At 63.0% G+C, this 18,933-nt stretch carries 13 protein-coding genes; 7 read left to right on the forward strand and 6 right to left on the reverse strand.

Annotation, left to right across the window (positions count from 1 at the left end; all coding sequences use genetic code 11):
- Positions 1–39: 39 nt before the first annotated feature.
- Genes F0P96_RS09975 through F0P96_RS20950 form a run of 3 tightly spaced genes read right to left on the reverse strand, consistent with a single transcriptional unit; the run spans position 40 to position 5,324 of the window.
- Complete coding sequence (locus tag F0P96_RS09975; RefSeq protein ID WP_151078714.1) at positions 40–3,645, reverse strand: PAS domain-containing hybrid sensor histidine kinase/response regulator; 3,606 nt, start codon at positions 3,643–3,645, stop codon at positions 40–42.
- 25 nt (positions 3,646–3,670) lie between these two features.
- Complete coding sequence (locus F0P96_RS09980; RefSeq protein ID WP_151078715.1) at positions 3,671–5,044, reverse strand: sigma-54-dependent transcriptional regulator; 1,374 nt, start codon at positions 5,042–5,044, stop codon at positions 3,671–3,673.
- Positions 4,998–5,324, reverse strand: a complete 327-nt coding sequence (locus F0P96_RS20950; protein ID WP_160620235.1) for a hypothetical protein — start codon at positions 5,322–5,324, stop codon at positions 4,998–5,000. The genes F0P96_RS09980 and F0P96_RS20950 overlap by 47 nt, the downstream gene beginning before the upstream one ends.
- A 35-nt stretch (positions 5,325–5,359) precedes the next feature.
- Here F0P96_RS20950 and F0P96_RS09985 point away from each other — a divergent pair, with 35 nt between their 5' ends.
- Complete coding sequence (locus F0P96_RS09985) at positions 5,360–7,543, forward strand: T9SS type A sorting domain-containing protein (RefSeq protein ID WP_160620233.1); 2,184 nt, start codon at positions 5,360–5,362, stop codon at positions 7,541–7,543.
- A 69-nt stretch (positions 7,544–7,612) separates the two neighbouring features.
- Here F0P96_RS09985 and F0P96_RS09990 read toward each other — a convergent pair whose 3' ends face one another.
- On the reverse strand, positions 7,613–9,337 hold the full coding sequence (locus tag F0P96_RS09990; RefSeq protein ID WP_151078717.1) for a T9SS type B sorting domain-containing protein: 1,725 nt from the start codon (positions 9,335–9,337) through the stop codon (positions 7,613–7,615).
- A gap of 192 nt (positions 9,338–9,529) precedes the next feature.
- Between F0P96_RS09990 and F0P96_RS09995 the strand changes: the two genes are divergently transcribed.
- Entirely contained in the window at positions 9,530–10,411 is an 882-nt protein-coding gene (locus F0P96_RS09995) for a DNA/RNA non-specific endonuclease (RefSeq protein ID WP_338074389.1), read from the forward strand.
- Positions 10,412–10,601: 190 nt separating this feature from the next.
- Here the strand turns inward: F0P96_RS09995 and F0P96_RS10000 are convergent, their stop codons facing one another.
- Positions 10,602–11,381 (reverse strand): porin family protein, encoded by a 780-nt coding sequence (locus tag F0P96_RS10000; RefSeq protein WP_151078718.1) that lies wholly within the window; start codon positions 11,379–11,381, stop codon positions 10,602–10,604.
- Positions 11,382–11,677: 296 nt separating this feature from the next.
- A complete protein-coding gene (locus tag F0P96_RS10005; RefSeq protein WP_151078719.1) occupies positions 11,678–12,247 on the reverse strand; it encodes a DUF4468 domain-containing protein in 570 nt (189 codons plus the stop codon).
- A 670-nt stretch (positions 12,248–12,917) separates the two neighbouring features.
- Here F0P96_RS10005 and F0P96_RS20955 point away from each other — a divergent pair.
- The 5 genes from F0P96_RS20955 to F0P96_RS10025 all read left to right on the forward strand — a co-directional run bounded on the left by F0P96_RS20955 (position 12,918) and on the right by F0P96_RS10025 (position 18,928).
- Positions 12,918–13,055, forward strand: a complete 138-nt coding sequence (locus F0P96_RS20955) for a hypothetical protein (RefSeq protein WP_160620232.1) — start codon at positions 12,918–12,920, stop codon at positions 13,053–13,055.
- Between the two features lie 117 nt (positions 13,056–13,172).
- Complete coding sequence (locus tag F0P96_RS10010; protein ID WP_151078720.1) at positions 13,173–14,042, forward strand: dihydroorotate dehydrogenase; 870 nt, start codon at positions 13,173–13,175, stop codon at positions 14,040–14,042.
- Positions 14,030–14,809 (forward strand): orotidine-5'-phosphate decarboxylase, encoded by a 780-nt coding sequence (gene pyrF, locus F0P96_RS10015; RefSeq protein WP_160620230.1) that lies wholly within the window; start codon positions 14,030–14,032, stop codon positions 14,807–14,809. Before F0P96_RS10010 ends, pyrF begins: the two co-directional genes overlap by 13 nt.
- A complete protein-coding gene (pyrE, locus tag F0P96_RS10020) occupies positions 14,772–15,389 on the forward strand; it encodes an orotate phosphoribosyltransferase (protein ID WP_151078722.1) in 618 nt (205 codons plus the stop codon). The genes pyrF and pyrE overlap by 38 nt, the downstream gene beginning before the upstream one ends.
- A gap of 497 nt (positions 15,390–15,886) precedes the next feature.
- Positions 15,887–18,928 carry a phosphoribosylformylglycinamidine synthase subunit PurL gene (locus tag F0P96_RS10025; protein WP_151078723.1) on the forward strand — a complete coding sequence of 1,014 codons (3,042 nt, stop codon included), beginning with the start codon at positions 15,887–15,889 and terminating at the stop codon, positions 18,926–18,928.
- Positions 18,929–18,933 lie beyond the last annotated feature (5 nt).

Genomic DNA, 18,933 nt, shown 5'->3' on the forward strand with positions numbered 1-18,933 from the left:
GACAACCGCCCCTGCCTCTTATCGGTGCGGTTCAGGCGGTTACTTCGCCACGTACTCCCGGTTGAACATGTCCACCACGCTTTGCAGGTGCTGCGCCAGTTGCCGCGCCACCGCAGCCGTTTCCGCGGGGCGCGCCGGCGGATTCGCAACGCTGCTTTCGAGGCGCTGCAACAACGGCCGCAGCGACTTTAGCCCCAGGCCTTCGCAGGAGCTTTTGAGGTAGTGAGCCGCCGTGCTCAGGGCCTGCCAATCGTGCCGGGCTGCGTGCTGCTCCAGCTCGGCCAGCACCGGCGGGGTGGTGCGCACAAACAACCCCGCCAGATGCCGGGCAAAATCGGGCTCGAAACTGGCCATGCGCTGCCGCAGCTTCAGCATATCCACGCCGGGCTGTGCCGGTGGCTCCTCCGCCCGTTGCAGCGGACTGGTGGAAACTTGCGGCAGGCCGGACGTTTTGTGAAAGGCGTTCTGTAGCACGTAAAACAGCTGTTCTTCGCGAAAAGGCTTTACCAGGTAATCCGTCATGCCTGCGGCGCGGCAGCGGCGTTCCTCTTCGGGCAGGGCGTGGGCCGTGAGGGCCACCACCGGCGTGGCGGCCCGCTGCGGGTCGGGGTTCTGGCGCAAGAGGTGAGTGGCCGCCACGCCGTCCATGCCCGGCATCTGAATGTCCATCAGCACCGCGTCGTACACGTATTGGCCGAAGAGCACGAGGGCCGCGGGGCCGTTGGCGGCGGTATCTACGTGCAAGCCCCAATCGAGCAGCAGCGTGCGCACCAGCAGCTGGTTCACGGCGTTGTCTTCCACCAGCAGCACGCGGTGGCCGCGCAGCAGTTGGAACTCAGGCGGGGCCGCCGGGGCCAGCTGCTCGGCGGCGGAGGCAGCCAACGGCAGGGGCAGTTCGGCGAAAAAGGTGCTGCCGTGGCCCGGTCGGCTTTCGGCCCACACGCGGCCGCCCAGCAACTCGGCTAGCCCGCGGCTGATGCTCAGGCCCAGGCCCGAGCCGCCGTATTCGCGGGCCGTGCTGGCCGAGGCTTGCGTGAAGGGCTCGAAAATGCTTTCGAGCTGGTGCTGGGGAATGCCAATGCCGGTATCGGCCACGGCTACCTGAAAACGGGCTGGCTCGGCACCTTCCACGGCGCTCAGGCGCAACAGCACGTGGCCGCGCTCGGTAAACTTGATGGCGTTGCTAAGCAGATTGAGCACGATTTGCCGCAGCCGGTGCGGGTCGCCGAGCACCACGGGCGGCTGTGGCGTTTGGGGTAGCTCCAGGAGCAGATCCAGCCCTTTTTCGGTGGCGCGGGGGGCCAGGCTCTGCAAGCTGTCGTGCAGCAGGGTATAGAGGCTGAAGGGAATGCACTCGAGCTGCAGCTTGCCCGAGCCGAGCTGGGTGGTGGCCAGCACGTCGTTGATGACCACCAGCAGGTGCTCGGCCGACTGCCGGATGTGGCCCAGGTATTGGTTCTGCGTAGCCGATAAGTCGGTTTTGTAGAGCAGACCGGCCATGCCCAGAATGCCGTTGAGCGGCGTGCGGATTTCGTGACTCATGTTGGTCAGGAATTCCTGCTTCACGCGGGCATTTTCCTCGGCCACGTCTTTGGCCAAGCGCAATTCCTGTTGCGCCTGCTTCAGTGCCGTGATGTTGCTGTCGACGCCGAGCACCAGCACCGTGCCGTCGGCCTGCACGAAGGGCCGCTTGATGCTATAGAAGCATACCTCGGTGCCGTCGGGCCGATGGAAGGTTTCTTCCAGGGTCAACTCCTGGCGGTGCGCAATGACGTGCTGGTCTTGGGCCAGGTAGCGCGCGGCAGCATCTTCGCCCACGTGCAACCGGGCGGGCGGCGTGTCCACCAGCTCGTCAACCGACAAGCCGTAGAGGTCGGCCGTGGCTTGGTTGGCCAGCACGTAGCGCCCGGCCAGATCTTTCAGGTAAATCAGGTGCGGCGTGGTGTCGATAACCTGGCGAAAAAGGCGGTTCTGCTCGGCCAGCTGGTCGAACACGTCGCGCTGCATGGCTTCGGCCAGCTTGCGGTGGGTAACGTTTTCGGCCGAACCTACTACCTGCACGACCTGCCCCTGCGCGTCGCGCGCAAACACCGAGTCGATGCGGCTGACCCAGCGCACCGAGCCGTTGCGGTGGCGCAGGCGGTATTCCAGGGTGCACACCTCGTCGTCGTCGGCCTGCAGCAGCTTCTGGTGGTAGGCCTCGATGAGTGCCTGGTCTTCGGGCAGGCTCAGCAACTCGGTCATGCGGTTGCCCATCAGGCGCAGTTCCTGCTCGGTGTAGCCCAGCATGGCGTTGATGTGGCGGTTGCAGTACAGGTTGCGCTTTTCGCGCAGGTCGTAGAGGTAGATGGTGTTGGGCACGGTGTTGGCCACCCGTTCCATAAACCGCTGGCTCCGGGCCAGCGCTTCTTCGGCGGCGTGGCGGGCCGAAATGTCTTCGGCGGCGCCCAATATCTGCTGCACGCGGCCCGTATCGTCGCGCACAAACACCGTGGTTTTCACCGACAGCCAGCGCCAGGTGCCGTCGCGGTGGCGCAGGCGCAGGTCCACATCCGCCACGTCGCCCTCGCGCAGGTTGGGGTAGGCCAGCAGGCTTTCACGCGCCATGTCGATGTCGTCGGGGTGCAGCAGGCACAGCAGCTCGTCGGAGGCAAAGCGCTGAATTTCGTCGGCCGAATAGCCCAGCAAAGGATATACCTGCTCGTTGCAGTACACGCAGCGCTGGGGCTGCAGGTCAAACAAAAAGACCAAGGTGGGCAGCGTGTCGTTGATGCGGGCCAGAAAATGCTGACTACGCCGCAGCTCCGCTTCGGCCCGCCGCCGCACGCTGATATCGGTGAGGTAAAGGTTGGCCCCTTGGCCGCCGGGCAGCGGCACCACCGTCCAGATGTAGAAGTGGGTATGAATGGGGTATTCGGCGGTGCGTTTGCTGCCCGCGGCCAGCGCTTCGGCCACCATGCGCCGCACCAGGCTGTGCTCTTCGCTCTGGGTAGCCGTGAGCACCTCCAGCATGGGGGTGGCGGCGGCATTGGCATACAGTGCGTTGCCCGCAGAATCGAAGCAGATGATGGGGTTGGGGCTGTGTTCGGAAAGCAGCGACAACCGCCGGATGCTCTCCTGCGCGTGGTGCTGCTGGGTTACGTTTTCGTAGTTCCACAGGTGCAGCACCACCTGCTCATCGCGCCGTAGCGGCAGGTAGTCGATTTGCACGACCGAGCCGTTGGTGAGGTAGAACACCCCGTCTTCGCGGCGGCGGCCGGCCGCAATGGTGGCGTCGGCCCAAGCGGCAAACGCTGCGTAGTCGACGAAGGTGTACCGGGCCGAATGCAGCACGTCGGCCGTCAGTTGCCCGAGCAACGCTGCCGGTGGATCGGGGAGCGCCAGCAGGTCGCAGAAGCGTTGGTTGACCAGCGCAATTCGGCCTTCGGGGGTTTCGGCCAGCACCGCCGTGGGCAGCGTGTGCAGCAGCGCGCCCATTTGCTGGGCCGCATCGGCGTGGTACTGCTGCAGTTGTAACCGAAGCTCGGCGGCCTCGGCTTGCGCGGCCGCCAAGGCAAGGCTGGTGTGCTGGTGCTGCTGCTGGCTTTGCCAGCGACGTGCTTTAACGGACTGAAAACGAGTATGCCGGGCGTAAATATCATTCATACAATGGCACTCCTGCCGGTGCGGGCTAACGTACCCGCACCTCGTGATTTTGAATCATACGGTAAATGGTGGACTTCCCGATTTGCAGCTGCTGGGCTACCAGCAAAATATTTCCTTTGTGGGCATCGAGGTAGCGTTGCACAATAGCCGCAATCTGCTCCCGCAGGGTCTGGCTGCCTCCCGATTCGCTGGCGTTGCCCAGGCCGTTGCGCAACGACAAATCCTGGGGGCGCACCACGTCGCCGTCGGCCAGCACGGCGGCCAGCTCCACCACGGCCTTCAGCTCGCGCACGTTGCCGGGAAAGGCGTATTGCAGGAGTTTCTTGCGGGCATCGGCCGAAAACTGCCGCATGGGCAGGTTGTTCTCCAGGCAGGATTTGCGCAGGAAGTTGTCGGCCAGCAGCAGCACATCCTCGCCCCGCTCGCGCAACGGCGGAAGCTTGATGGGTAGGCCCAACAGGCGGTAGTAGAGGTCTTCGCGAAACAGGTTTTCCTTCACGCGCTCGGCCAGGTCGTGGTGGGTGGCCACCATCAGCCGGGCATCAAAAGCAATGGTTTTGTTGCTGCCCACGCGCGTCACTTCGCGCTCTTGCAGCACCCGCAGCAGCTTGGCCTGCAGGTTAAGGTCGAGCTCGGCAATTTCGTCTAGAAACAGGGTGCCGCCGTGGGCTTCTTCGAACCGACCAATGCGCCGACTAACCGCACCGGTAAAAGCGCCTTTCTCGTGCCCGAATAGCTCACTCTCGATCAGCTCGCGCGGAATGGCCGCTACGTTCACGGCCACAAACGGCTGGTTGCGGCGCTCGGAGCGGAAATGAATGGCCCGCGCCACCAGCTCCTTGCCCGTACCGGTTTCGCCGCTTAACGAGACGGTAATGGCCGTGCGGGCGGCCTTGTCGATGAGCGCCGATAGGGCCTGCATGGGCGCGCTTTCACCCAGAATGGGTTGCGCTGGCGCATTTTTCTGCCCGATTTGCTGGCGCAGCTGCTCAACTTCGAGGCGCAGCGCTACCTGCTGGCGCACGTTGTGCACGCTGTGCCAGAGGCGGTCGGCGGTGTCCTCGTCCTTCACCAAGTAATCGTAGGCGCCTTGGCGCAACAGCCCCACCGCCGTGCTCACGTCTTCCTGTGCCGATACCACCAGGATAGGAACATCGGGCAGCGGTACCCGAAGGCGCTTAAACACGTCGTCGCCCTGGCCATCGGGCAACGAATAATCGAGGGTAATCAGATCGGGACGTTCCTGGGTTTGCGTCAGATGATCGAGGCAGGCTTTGGCCGAGCCGAATGAACGAATGGTGTAGTCGGGGTTTTGGTTGAGGCGGTAAGCGAGTAATTCACGGTACCAGTCGTTATCCTCCAGGATAAAAATGGTAAGCGGCGGCAAAAAGGCAGGCATAGAGCAGGGAAAAAATGCCAGCTACCCGGGATATACCGAACAGTGCAGGCTTGGGAATGTACCATTCCCCGGGCAGGAGTTTGTTGAGTGTGGCGCGCACGGAAGGGGTGTGGGTGCGAGTATACCCCACAAAAACGGCTTCACAAATTCCCTTTTTGGGGCTGATAATCTCAAAATGGGAAAAATATAGACGGTTATTAATGTTAATAAAACGTTTATTGTCAGTAGTTTGTATATCATCTTGCAGATGGGTAGAGAAATTGTAAAGACGGAATGGCACACGCTGCCTGCCAGCAGCACACACCTTTCTGCTATATGATTCAACATCTCTACTCACGCATTTCCCGGCTTGGCTACTTGTTGGCGGGCCTGTTGGTTCTTGGTAGCGCTGGCTCAAGCCAAGCGCAGGTTGCTGCTCCATCGTACTATTCTGCGTTTGCTAATCCGGCCAGCCCGGCGCAGTACCAGGCCCACCTCAACGGCATTGTTTGTTTAGTGGGCTGCGGCATCCTGAATCCGTCGAACGTGGCCGATCTGGACCTGACCAACTACACCACCATCCAGAGCACCCTGGCAGTGGGTGACCGGGCCCGGTTGCGCATGGCCCTCAATGGCACGGCTCCACTAAACTACCGCGCTGGCGTGGTATTGGGCAGCAGCAACACCCTCGATGCCGCGGCTTTGGGTGCTATCATCATTCGCACCTACGCGGGCGGCGTGCAGCAGCAGCAACTGCTGGCCAACGCCACGGGCGTATCGGCCACCACCATGGCCGATGGCCGCACCCGGGTGGAGTTTACCGCTGCCAAGGCCTTCGACCAAGTGGAAGTGGACGTGCTCATTACGGCCGGGGTGCTGCGCACGCTGCAGGTGTACTATGCCTTTGGCATCGATGCCGGGGTGGTGACTTCCGCCACCGGTTTTCTCTCGCGCCTGACGGCTCCCTCGGCTTCGGATTACCAAACCACCTCGGGCGGCGGGCTGCTGTGCGCGGGTACCGGCGTTACCAGCCCGCAAAATGCCGTCAGTGGCGACCTAAATGACTTTGCTGTGCTCAGCACTGCCGCTGGGGTGGGGTGCAAATCGTCGTTGCAGGTGCGCCTGGAAGGCAAGTCGCCGGCCGGTTACCAGGCCGGTTTCGTTATCGGCAACGGCAGCCTGCTCGACCTCGACGTGCTGAAGGCCCTGAAGGTGACAACGTACCTGAACGGCAAGGAGCAGGAAACGGCTTCGGCCGCCGATTTGCTCCAGGTGACGCTGCTGCCCAACAACCGCTACCAGGTGAGCTTCGCCACCAAGGAAGCTTTCGACCGGGTAGAGCTGCAGCAAAGCAGCCTGTTAAACGTGCTCAGCAACCTGAACGTGTACTATGGCTTCGGCATCGAGCCGCGCGCCTTCCGCGACGAGGAGCCGGTGCTGTCGGACTTCTCGACGCCCCAGGCCGGGACCGACTACACCGTCAGCGGCTCGAGCCTGCTGTGCGTGGGCTGCAGCCTGACCAACCCCGAGCGGGCCGCCGACAACATCTTCAGCCCGACCGACTTCGCTCAAATGAACTTCCCTGTGACGGCCTTGGGCACCCAGCGCATCAAGCTGCGCCTGAACGGCAACGGGGCCGCCGGCAACCGGGCTGGCATGGTGCTGCGCACCAACACGGGCTTGCTAAGCGCCAGCCTGCTTTCCAACGTGACCCTGCGCACCTACGGCGCCGACGGCGCGTTGCAGGAATCGGCCTCGGGCTCCCAACTCCTGAGCACGGGCGTGCTGGGCGGCGGCTTGCAGGAAATCAGTTTCCCCACCACCCAGGACTTTGAGTGGGTGGAGGTAGAGGTGCGAGGCGGCGTGGGCCTGTTCAGCAACGCTCAGATTTTCTACGCCTTCGCCGACGACCCCACCCAAGGCTTCCCTTCCGAAGTAAAAACCCCTGCGCCGCTGCCGGTAGTGCTGAAATCCTTCACGGCCAAGGTGCTGAGCGAAGCAGTGCAGCTGAACTGGGAAACCGCTTCGGAAAAAGCCAGCAGCTATTTTGAAGTAGAGCGGGCCACCTCGCCGAAGGAAGGCTTTACAGCGGTAGGCCGCGTGAAGGCGGCTGGCAACACCAGCAGCTCCGAACGATACACCCTGCGCGACGCCGACGTCGTTCGGCAGCCCGCCGGCCTGCTGTACTACCGCCTCAAGCAAGTAGACCTCGACGGCACCACTACCTACACCGCCCCCGTAACCGTGCTGTGGCAGCCCACGCGCCTGGCCGAACTGGTGGTTTACCCCAATCCTGCCACCGATGCCGCTACCGTGCAGGTTTCGGCCGAAAACCAAGGCGTGGGTACCACGCTGGTGCTCTACGGCAGCCGGGGCGAGTTGCTGCGCCGCCAGCCGGTGCACAACGCTACCGAAACCCTGTCGTTGGCGGGCCTGAAAGCGGGGCTTTACCACATCGTCCTTTTCGATGCCGCTGGCCGTAAGCTGGGCGCCCAAGCCCTGGCCGTGCAGGGTCGATAGACGATTCCACTAACCACAAGGCCCCGCCCGGATTCCGGGCGGGGCCTTGTGGTTTATAGGTGTTGCCGGCTACGGTCGCACGCGCAGCAGGCGCACAACTTGGTGGCCGTTGGCGAAGCGGGCGGAGTAGAGGCCGGCGGGCAGGCGGGCATCCGGTTGCCAGGTCAGGGTGGCGTCGGGGCCGGCGCCGGCGGGCACGGCCACGCGGTCGACCACGCGGCCGAGCGGGTCGAGGATGAGCACGGGCGCGGCCAGGGCCGGGCGGGCCAGCGTGAAGCGCACGTGGTCGGTGAACGGGGTGGGGTAGGCCGTGTGCACCACTTGCCGGCGCGGCGTTTGAGCCGCGAGTGGGGCAGGCGGCACGATTTTGATAACGACTATGCGGGTTTGGACGCCCTTGATAGGGCAGAACGCGTCTTCAACCCGAAAGGGCATTTGCACTACGTAACCAATCAGGAAGGGCGAAGGCCCTATCATAAATTCTACCTGCGGGGTAGTCGAGCCGTTATTGGTAAGCGAATATGTGCCGACGCTGCCGTAGTCAAGCAGCGAATCCAGGTTGGGTCGGTACACCGTCAGCTGCTGGCCGGGGTTGGGGTCGGTAAATGTGAGGAGCACACGGTTGCGGACACCCGCGGGAACCTCAATGTATGTGGAGTCGCGCGAGTTTACGATTCTCAGGTTGCCTACCGGCGTTGGAGCAGTTAACACCGGCACGTTAGGAACAGCGTTCTGACCACAGTTGACAACATGCATGAGCATATCGCGGCGCACCGAGCCGACTTTGTAGTAGATGCCGTTGATCTTGCGGTATTCCGTCACTTTGCCGACTACGGCGTACTTATTCTTGCCCTCATTTTCGTCAGATACCGCGTCGTATACCACCGGGGTAAAGGTGAAGCTGCCAGTTGTGCTGCTGAAGTCGAAATAAGCAACCGCGGTTTTGATGGGGCACCTTCCGGTAAGCCGGTAAGAAGAAAGAGGAAAGGCAGGGCTATAGCTTGGCACGCCGCCTTGAACTCTGGCGATACAAGAACTACCGGCTGAATCAGGTAATGAGATAAATCCTGCGTGGGAACTTGGTTGGTAGACGTTGGACACGCCGCAGCCTTTGAGCGGGTTGCTGAGCGAGTAGACGAGCGAGTCGCCGTCGGCCTCGAGAGCCGAGAAGGTGATGGTGGTCTGCTGCTGGTAGCACACGAACGGAATCGGCACGTCTTGCGGCCGGTAGCGGGGCGAGTTGTTCTCGATGTTCTGGAACTGGCCGCCGGGCAACGCCAAGCGGTTGTTCAGCGTGGCCTCCAAGCGCAAGGTGGTGTTGCCGTCGATGTTGGCAATGCTGGGGCGGGCGATAGGCTCTATGCTGAGCATCCACTCGGCCGCAGGGGGCAAGCTGATGGTAGTGCGGTAATAGGCCACCTCGTAGTTGGTGCGCGAACCCGTGGGCTGTGAGCCGGTGGAGCTGCAAGGTGCCGAAGCGGCTTGGGAAGGGCAGTAGGGGTTACCGAACGAGGAGTTGCCTACCCGCGTCATGGCGAAGGGTCCACCGGTGAGGGTAGCGCCCGAGCACCCCTGGCGCACCACCAGCGGGTACGACGTGTCGAGCACTGCCCCGTCGCAGTCGCGGAAGATCTGCAGGTTGACTTCGTAGCGGGTGTTGGCCGGGGCAGCCGGGTCGGGGCCGAGCGAGCGGTAGGTGAGCTGTCCCCCCTGGTAGTGGGTGGCATGGACGGCGCGGCTGCCGAACGCCGCAAAACAGATCAGTAGTAAACAAAAACGTACCAGTGTATTCATAGCAGAATGCGTAATAGGGGCGAGGAATTGTATTTGTGTGATAATAATACTGGTAACCAAGTAAAAAGACAGCGAAACAATCCCGAAAAAATGATAACATTGACGTAACATATCCGCAACATCCCTCTAACACGCCTGCCACACCTTTGCCCCGCCAATACCCTTCCCCACAACCAAACCCTCCACCGGTTTATGATGAAGCACACCATTGCGCGTATCAGCAGCTTCGCGCTGCTGACCTTGCTTGCAGTATCCTGCGCCAAACAGGACGACATCAAACCACAAAGCCCCACGGCGGTAGCGCAGAACAACGACGCCACGCGTGACAGCAACCTGGCCATGGGCAACCCCAGCGGGGCCGTAGCCAGCACCTCGTATCCGACCAACTACCTCATGACCAAGTCGCAATACACCCTGTCGTATCACCGCGACCGGGGTATTCCGAACTGGGTTTCGTGGCACCTGAGCTCGGCTTGGCTGGGCTCGACGCCGCGCCAAGACAACTTCGCAGCCGACGCTACCCTGCCCACGGGCTGGTACCGCCCCACCAGTTCCAGCTACACCGGCTCGGGCTTCGACCGCGGCCACAACTGCCCCTCCGCCGACCGCACCGGCTCGGTAGCCGATAACTCGGCCACGTTCCTGATGACCAACATGATGCCGCAGGCCGCCAACAACAACCAGCGCGGCTGGGCCCAGCTGGAGGATTACTGCCGCACCCTGGCCAGCCAGGGCAACGAACTGTACATCATCTGCGGCAGCTACGGCACCGGCGGCACCGGCGTAAACGGCTACAAAACCACCATCGACGCCGGCCGCGTAACGGTGCCGGCCCGCTGCTGGAAAGTAGTCGTTATCCTGCCCGAAGGCAGTAGCGACGCCAGCCGCGTAACCACCAGCACGCGCGTTATTGCCATCAACACCCCCAACGACAACTCCATCATCAACTGGGGTGCTTGCCGCACCACCGTCGATGCCATTGAGGCGGCTACGGGCTACAACATCCTCTCGAACGTGTCGAGCACGGTACAGGCCACCATCGAAGCCCGCGTCGACAACGGCCCCACGAGCTGATTTCCCACTAAGCCGCAACGGCTGAATAGCAAGCGAGAGTCCGGCGGGGCGCCTCAGTTTGTGATTCAGAACAGCACAAAAAAAGGCTGCCTGTAAGCACGGGCAGCCTTTTTATTTGGGTTTATGTGAGCGGTATGGGGCGGTAGAACGAAAAAGACTCGGCAAGCACTATATAGTCGGCAACTACTTCTTAAAACGTAAAGTTCACCGAGGCTTTGATGGCCCGGTTCTGGGCATCGAAGCGGTTGTTTTTGTCGAGGGAGCTAAGACCGTAATCGTAGCCGGCGCTGAGGCCCAGGCCGTTGGCAAACTGGTAGCCCGCGCCACCCGTCACGCTGAAATCCACGTCGCGAAACTGCTTGCGCACGTCGAAATCGTGGGAATAAGCCGAGAAGCCCAGGGCGCCGGCTTGCACGCGTACTTTGTTGCTCACCAGGTAGGACGCCTGCGGGCCGGCGTAGAGGTAGAGGCCCGGCGTGAGGTAGGCTTTGGCCAGCACCGGTAGCTCCACATAAGCCATACGGGCCGTAGCCGTGACCTTGGCGTTCAGAAAATCGAATTGCTCCAGCGGCACGCGGCCAACCAGAGCCATGCCCTTCTCGGAGTATTGCAGGCCCGGCTCAATCACAAAGCGCGCCCCCACGGGCAGGCTCACGTAGGCCCCGGCGTGAAACCCCGTGCGCTGCTCTTTGGTGATGGCGCCGTTGGTTAGCTCGGCCAGATCAACCACGCTCTGCACCGCGTCGCCCGACCAGTCGGCCACGTTCACCCCAGCCCGAATGCCGAAGCGTACGCCATCGGCTTTGTTGGCGGCATCGGGCGAAACACTATAGGCAGAGCGGACCGGCGCCGGCCGGGAGCGGGGCGCGCCCACGATGTGGGGCTGGATTTGAGCGAAAGAGGCGGTAGAAGCACCCAGCAACAGGGCGGCCGAAAAGGCAACAAGGCGGTATGCGCGGTTCGTTTTCATGACCACGGAAAAGCAAGAAGGAAGAGGAATGGACAGGGCCGCCGCTACGTCTCGAGCCTTGAGCAGGCGGGCTGTCGAAGCCGAAATACAAAACCGTGCCAACGCGTGAAATGGGGCTGCCCGCCTGCATCGTTCCGGTGAGGGGTTGGGTTGCTCGGCTTCTTCTACAGCCGCGGCGTGGCTGCTGAAAAACAGGGGTTTTTCATCGGTTGCACGAGCCTCTTGCAGCCCGGTATAAAAAACAAGCGCCGCACCCTAGTTAGGATGCGGCGCTTGCCGGATGGGGTAAAAGACCTCTATTGTTCGCTGGCCGCAATGCCCACGTTGCCATCTTCGATGGAAGGCATGCTGTTCATGTAGGAGCGGAAGCTCAGGGCCACGTCGTTGGCGCGGGCGTTGGCCTGGGCCGTGATGCGCCGGTCGTTTTTGGTGCGCTCAATCGCCTTATCGGCGCGCAGCTGGGTTAGGTACTCATCGAGCGGCACCAGCACGGTAGGCGTCTTCTTGTCGGGCATCACCCGAAACGAGCCCACGCTGTAGGTGTAGCCCTGGTCGGTCGATTGGAAGATAAATTCGAACTGCGCCGTTACTTCCTGTTCCTTGCCGTTGGCGGCCAGCGGCTTGAGCAACACGGTGCCGTTCAGGCGTACGGTACCGGCCACGGGGTCCGACTGCAAGCCGGTTTGCGGACCGAAGGTGAACTTGCTCTGGGCCCAATCGAGCACACGGGCCTGCAGCACTTGCTGGCTTATGTTTTCGGTGGTTACCCGTTCGCTGTATTCCACAGGAGTGGCGGCTTCCTGCGCGGCGGCTGGGCGGGCCAGCAGGCCGGCCAAAATCATCAAGGCAAAGAAGAAGTGTTTCATGGAGCAGGGGGCAAACAAAGTGGAGACTTTGGCGTCCGGCAAAGTTCCAATCGGGCAATTGGCCGGGCGTTACGCGTGCATTGTGAAAACATGAACTTTGGTAGTCGCCGATGTTGCCGTCTGCAACGTGGAGCTACATTACGAATATATGCGAGTTGTACTTTAATAACAATACGGTGTGGCAATATTCTGCGTAATATCAAGCACTTTTAGGTAAATAATCCAATACAGACACAATGTAAGAATCGACTCTCATGGTCGTAGGTTGAGTGCGGTTTAAACGAATGTATCTGTTAATCAAGGTTATAATATGCATTTGCGGCTAGGGCAAAGAATTATGGTAATGCCACAAGAGCCGGCAGGGCTTAACATTCTTGTAACACGAAAAATATGGCGGGCAGTGCTTGTGCTTCTCGCCAAGTTGGATACTTTTGCGACGTGCTTCTGAATAATCAACATCGGATGAAGCGCAGAATGGCTCATCCGCCGGTTCTGCAACGGGGTCGAAACCCGTTTCCCTTCGTTGATTCCGTTTCGTTTTGCTGCTTTTGCCTCGTTCGCCGCCCGGTTGTTGCCGGAGCGGTTTTTTTGTGTCCGATTGAGTCGGAGGCGAGGAGAAACAGCAGTCGGCGCTGACTCATTGCGCACATACCCCACCTCGTCCAACACAATGGTACAAACCGCCACAACCGCCAAGGTTCAGAACCGCAACCTGACTGATTCGCCTGAGCGCATGGCTGCCATCAACGTGTGGGATGCCCTGCTGCGTCAAGGCATGTTCCTGACCAACCACGCCAACGCCATCTAGCCCAGTCTTTTCCGAAAGGCCCGGTGCCCGCCGGGTCTTTTGTTTTTTTAATTCTCCCAGATTGAGCCGAACGCAGCCCCACGGCCCAACCGCCCGAACCAGATAGAACCTTTCCCTATGCAACTCGGACCTTCTTTGACGCTGCAAAATCCCGTTTGCCTCGCCGCCGCCCCCTGGCACTTGCCCGACGGCCTCGGCTACGAGCGACTCGGCGCCATTTTCACCAAAACCGTCATCATGGAGCCGCGCTCCGGCAGCCGCGGCGACGGCGTAATTCGCGTGGCCGACGCCTCGCTGCTTAACACCACCGACCGCCGCACCGACGGTGCCGAACAGCTGGTGCAGGAACAATTGCCGCGCCTGCGCCGCTACGCCGTGCCCGTGCTGGTGAGCATCACGGCGCCCGGCATTCCTGGATTTCGAAAAATCGCCCGCTTCCTGGCTCGCGAAGCCGGCGGGCAGATTGCCGGAGTTGAAGTATACATCAGCAGCGCCACCACGCAAAAAGGCTTCGAGGTGACGCCGCGCTTCGTGCGCGAAGCCACCGAAGCCGTGCGCACCGAACTCGGCGCCGATGCTGCCGTGGTGGTGAAGCTGCCACCCTGGCCCGACCACATTCGGGCCTTGGCTGTGGGCGCGCAGGAAGGCGGCGCCTCGGCGCTGGCCGCCTGCAATACCTTGAAAGCCCTGCATATTCCGGCCCACGGCGAACCGCTGCTCGGTGGCCTCTCGGGCGAGGCCTTGCGGCCGATGGCCCTGCGCTGCGTGTACGAGCTGGCCCACGACGAAAAGCTGACGTTGCCCGTTATTGGGACCGGCGGCATTTTCACGGCCCAGCACGTGAGCGACTACCTGCGCTGCGGCGCGGCCGCCGTGCAGGTAGCCACCGGCGAGTGGCTGGAGCCCGGCCTCACCGCCCGCCTCGCCGCCGAATGGGAGGAAACGGCTTCGTTCACCACCAATCCCGTCGGCACATGGAACAACTGATACGCCGCGCCCAAGCCGCCGGCTCGCTGCTCTGCGTGGGCCTCGACCCCGTGGGCACCTCGGAAACCGAAGTAGCCGCCCGCCTGCACGGCGTGGTGCAGCAAACCGCCGAGTTTGCCGCCGCCTTTAAACCCAACTTGGCCTTCTTCCTCTGCCGCCCCGATGGCGTAGCCCTGCTGCAGCGCCTGCGCGAGTGGATTCCGGCGGAGGTGCCCATGATTCTCGACGGCAAGTTCGGCGACATTGCCAACACCGCCGACCGCTACGCCGCCTTCGCCTACGACCTCATTGGGGCCGACGGCGTGACGGTAAACCCGTACATGGGCGACGACGCCATCGTGCCCTTCGCCCGGCCCAACAAAGCCGTGTTCGTGCTGGCCAAAACCTCGAACCAGCCTGCGCACTCCTGGCAGGACGAAGAGCTGGTGCGCGGCGGCACCGTCAGCGACTTTTCGGCCGACGTGGTGCAGACGCTCAGCCACGACTACCCCGGCCTCGGCCTGGTAGTGGGCGCCACCCATGCCGAAGCCCTGGCGCATCTGCGCCGGCGTTGTCCGGAGCTGTGGTTTCTGGTGCCCGGCGTGGGTGCGCAGGGCGGCGACCTGGCCGCCACCGTGCACGCCGGCTGCCGCCCGTCCGACGGCCTCGGCCTGCTCATCAACACTTCCCGCAGCATCTGGCAGGCCGCCGACCCCGGCGCCGCCGCTCGCGACCTAACCCAACAAATCAATGCCCTACGCACCAAGCGCGTTTCAGACGCAGTTTGAGCAACAGCTGCGCGGCGAAGACGCCCTGCTCAGCGGCCACTTCCGCTTGTCCTCCGGCCTGCACTCCGATACCTACGTGCAGTGCGCCCGGTTTCTGCGCCGCCCCGAGCTGGCCGCCCCGGCCCTGGCCGAACTGGCCCGGCTGATTCAGGAGGCCGGCCTGCAGCCCGATGTGGTAGTGGGCCCGGCCATGGGTGGCGTGGTGGTGAGCTACGAGCTGGCCCGGCAGCTGGGCACGCCTTCGCTCTTCACCGAACGCGACGCCGATACCAAAATGGTGCTGCGCCGCGGCTTCACGCTGGACCCAGGCCAGAAGATCATCATTGCCGAAGACGTGGTGACGACCGGCAAATCGACGCTGGAAGTGGCGGCGGTGCTGCGGCAGATGGGCGTGGAAGTGCTGGGCGTAGCTTGCCTCATCGACCGCACCGGTGGCCGGCACGAACTCGACTTCCCGCTGTTTGCGTTGCTGCCGGTTCAGGCCGCCACGTACCAGCCCGAAACTTGTCCGCTCTGCGCCAAGGGCCTGCCCGCCGTGAAGCCCGGAAGTCGGCCCGACGCGGTGCCGGCGCTTGCGTAGGGGCGGCGGTTGTCGTTCCTTTGTATCTCCTTCGCGACCCTGTGCAACGAAGTACTCTCCATTCCACCCCCGCGCTGATTCGGCTTCGCCCCCAGGCCAAGTTCGACAGCATGTGGCGCCTCGATATGCTGCTGAGCGTAGCCGAGGGGCACCGGTTGGACGCACAGCGCGCCGAAATCGAAGAGGGCCTGGCCGAACGGCAACAACGCCTCCGGGCCTGGGTGCAACCGCTCCACAGCCGCGCCATAACCGACTTAGCGGAGCCCCGAACCCTGTTGGATGCGGGAGCACCCCAAGCCGCCACTGCTTCTGCCGACACGTCTTCTGCCCGGAGTTCAGCTCCGCACAACACTGTAAGCCGCCTTGCGGTCCGTTCGACGGGCCCGGGGCGGCTTACCGCATTCTTGGGCTTTACCGCTACGTCGGATCATGCTGGTGCGGCCAGTGCCGATTGGGCGGCATCGTCCTCACTTCTTTCGCCTCCCGCCTTCTGAGCTTTGAACGAAACAGCCTCCCATACCATCCAACTGATTCCGCGCCCCGGCCAGCACGACGGCGAAGGCGCCCGCGTGGCCGAAGCCGCCCGGCGTCACCTGCACCTGCTCACCGGCCACGTGCAAACCAGCGCCGTGTACACCGTGCGCTACCCACTGACCGCGGCGCAGCTCGAAAGCTTCGCCGCCCAGTGCCTGCAGGACCCGCTGCTGAACGATGCAGCCCTGGACCAGTGGGCCGTGGGCCCGGAGTTCAAGAGCTTCATCCTGGTAGCCAAGGGCCCGGGCGTGACCGACGACGAAGGCACCTCGGCCCAGAATGCGCTCCAGGACTTCCTCGGCCTGGAGCTGGACATTCGCACCCAGCATATCTTCAGCAAGCGCCTGTACCTGCTGGAAAACGAGCTGCCGGAAACGGATCTGCGCCGCCTGGCCGAAGAGCTGCTGGGCAACAAGCTCATCAACCGCTTCGTGGTGGGCCATACCGCCCAGGGCATCCGCGACTTTACCCCGCAGCCCGGTGGCGGCGCCGACTCGACTACGCACACCATCCGGCTGGAAAACCTGACGGATGCCGAGCTGCTGCAGCTCTCGAAGGAGAACGTGTACGCGCTGAACCTGGAGGAAATGCGCGCCATCCGGGACTACTACTACGCCCCCGCGACGCAGATCAGCCGCGCCGAGGCCGGCCTGACGCCCGACCCCACGGACTGCGAGCTGGAAATCCTGGCCCAGACCTGGTCGGAGCACTGCAAGCACAAGGAATTTGCGGCCGTCATCCGCTACCGCAACGCCGTGACCGGCGAGGAAAAGGAAGTCGACGGGCTGTTCAAAACCTATATCAAAGGCGCCACCTCGGAGGTCGACCGGCTGTTGCGCGCCAACGGCAACGACTGGCTGATCAAAGTGTTTTCGGACAACGCCGGCGCGGTGCGCATTAACAAGGATTCGTTGTTTGTCTGGAAGGTCGAAACCCACAACTCGCCCTCGGCCATCGACCCCTACGGCGGAGCTATTACCGGTATCCTCGGCAACAACCGCGACCCGCTGGCCACCGGCATCGGCGGCGCCCGTCTGCTGTTCAACACCAACGTGCTCTGCTTTGGCCCGCCGAACTGGTCGGGGCCGCTGCTGACGGGCCAATTGCACCCGCGCCGGGTGTTCGAGGGCGTGCGCAAGGGCATCGAGGACGGCGGCAACAAGTCGGGCGTGCCGACGGTGAACGGGGCCATCGTATTCGATGAGCGCTACCGCGGCAAGCCGCTCGTGTACTGCGGCACCGGCGCCGTGCTGCCCATGCAGCTGGCGGGCCAAGACGCCTGGGAAAAGAAGATTGACGCCGGTGACCGGATTATCATGGCCGGCGGCCGGGTGGGCAAGGACGGCATCCACGGCGCTACCTTCAGCAGTATCGAGCTGGACGAGGCCGCGCCGGCCACGGCCGTGCAGATCGGCTCCCCGATTACCCAGAAGCTGGCCATGGACTTTCTGCTGCTGGCCACCCGCCGCGGCCTGATCAAGTGCAGCACCGACAACGGTGCGGGCGGCTTGTCTTCCTCGGTGGGCGAGCTGGCCGGCATCAGCGGCGGCGCCACGGTGGAGCTGGAAAAAGTGCCGCTGAAGTACCCCGGCCTGCGCCCCTGGGAAATTTTCCTCTCCGAGTCGCAAGAGCGGTTTACGCTGGTGGTGGAGCCGAGCAAACTCGCGGAGCTGAACGCCCTGGCCGCCGAAATGGAAGTGGAGTTGTCGGACATCGGGCAGTTCACGGACAACGGCCGCCTCGACGTGACCTTCGACGGGCAGCCGGTGGCTTCCCTGTCGCTGGAGTTCCTGCATGAGGGCGTGCCGCGCAAGGTGCTCGACGCCGAGTGGCACTTGCCGACCCTGCACGAACCCAAGCTGCCCGCTTCGCTCGACGCGACGGGGCTGCTGCTGAAGCTGCTCGGGGCGCTGAACATCTGCTCCCGCGAGGCGGTGATTCGGCAGTACGACCACGAGGTGAAGGGCCGCACTGTCGTCAAGCCGTTGATGGGCCGCACCGGGCAGGCCCCGCAGGACGCGGCCGTGGTGCAGTTCAACTTCGAGTCGTGGGAAGGCGTGGCGGTGAGCAACGGCATCCTGCCGCGCTACGGCGACATCGACCCCTACCAGATGTCGGCTGGCGCCTTCGATGAGGCCGTGCGCCAGATCATTTCGGTGGGCGGCAAGCTGCCCAACCTGACGCCCGGCGACGGGATTTTCTGGTCGGTGAACGACAATTTCTGCGTGCCCGACTCGGTGTACGACCCCGTGACGAACCCCGACGGCAAGCAGAAGCTGGCGGCCCTGGTGCAGCTCTGCGAGGCCCTGCGCGACATGTGCGTGGCCTACCACATTCCGCTGACCTCGGGCAAGGACTCGATGAAAAACGACTTCAAGGCCGACGGGCAGAAGATTTCGGTGCCGCCCACGGTGCTCTACTCGATGACCGCCCTGATGCCCGACGTGCGCCGCGCCGTCACCTCGGACTTCAAAGCCGCCGGCGACGTGGTGTACCTGCTCGGCGACACCTACGACGAGCTGGGCGGCTCGGAGCTCTACCACCTCTTCGGTGAGCTGGGCCAGAACGTGCCCCTCGTGCGGCCCGAAGAAGCCAAGGAACTGTACCAGAAAGTAGGGGAAGCCCACGAGCAGAACCTGATTTTGTCCTGCCACGACCTCTCCGACGGCGGCCTGGCCGTAGCCGTGGCCGAAAGCCTGTTCGGCGACGACTCGCTGGGCGCTGAGCTGACCCTGGAAGGCGAGCTGCCGGCCCTGACGGAGCTGTTTTCGGAAAGCCACTCGCGCTTCGTGGCCACCGTGGCCCCGGAGGACGTGGTGGCCTTCGAAGCCCTGATGGCCAGCCGCGCTACCCGTTTGGGCATCGTGACGGACGGCGGCCGTTTGGTGATTCGTCACCAGGATAAAACGGTGGTGGACGCCGCTACGGCTGATTTGCGCGAAGCCTGGACCAACGGCCCGGTCAACCGCGTTATGGCCGGCGAAGAACTAACCCTGCAAGCTTAGGAGGT

It is taken from the genome of Hymenobacter busanensis (assembly GCF_008727865.1).
Taxonomy (GTDB): domain Bacteria; phylum Bacteroidota; class Bacteroidia; order Cytophagales; family Hymenobacteraceae; genus Solirubrum; species Solirubrum busanense.

Excerpts from the sequence above, each read along its gene's own strand:
- F0P96_RS09975 (WP_151078714.1), bottom strand. The coding sequence starts at position 3,645 with ATGAATGATATTTACGCCCGGCATACTCGTTTTCAGTCCGTTAAAGCA.
- F0P96_RS09980 (WP_151078715.1), bottom strand. The coding sequence starts at position 5,044 with ATGCCTGCCTTTTTGCCGCCGCTTACCATTTTTATCCTGGAGGATAAC.
- F0P96_RS09985 (WP_160620233.1), top strand. The coding sequence starts at position 5,360 with ATGATTCAACATCTCTACTCACGCATTTCCCGGCTTGGCTACTTGTTG.
- F0P96_RS09990 (WP_151078717.1), bottom strand. The coding sequence starts at position 9,337 with ATGAATACACTGGTACGTTTTTGTTTACTACTGATCTGTTTTGCGGCG.
- F0P96_RS09995 (WP_338074389.1), top strand. The coding sequence starts at position 9,530 with ATGATGAAGCACACCATTGCGCGTATCAGCAGCTTCGCGCTGCTGACC.
- F0P96_RS10000 (WP_151078718.1), bottom strand. The coding sequence starts at position 11,381 with ATGAAAACGAACCGCGCATACCGCCTTGTTGCCTTTTCGGCCGCCCTG.
- F0P96_RS10005 (WP_151078719.1), bottom strand. The coding sequence starts at position 12,247 with ATGAAACACTTCTTCTTTGCCTTGATGATTTTGGCCGGCCTGCTGGCC.
- F0P96_RS20955 (WP_160620232.1), top strand. The coding sequence starts at position 12,918 with ATGGTACAAACCGCCACAACCGCCAAGGTTCAGAACCGCAACCTGACT.
- F0P96_RS10010 (WP_151078720.1), top strand. The coding sequence starts at position 13,173 with ATGCAACTCGGACCTTCTTTGACGCTGCAAAATCCCGTTTGCCTCGCC.
- pyrF (WP_160620230.1), top strand. The coding sequence starts at position 14,030 with ATGGAACAACTGATACGCCGCGCCCAAGCCGCCGGCTCGCTGCTCTGC.
- pyrE (WP_151078722.1), top strand. The coding sequence starts at position 14,772 with ATGCCCTACGCACCAAGCGCGTTTCAGACGCAGTTTGAGCAACAGCTG.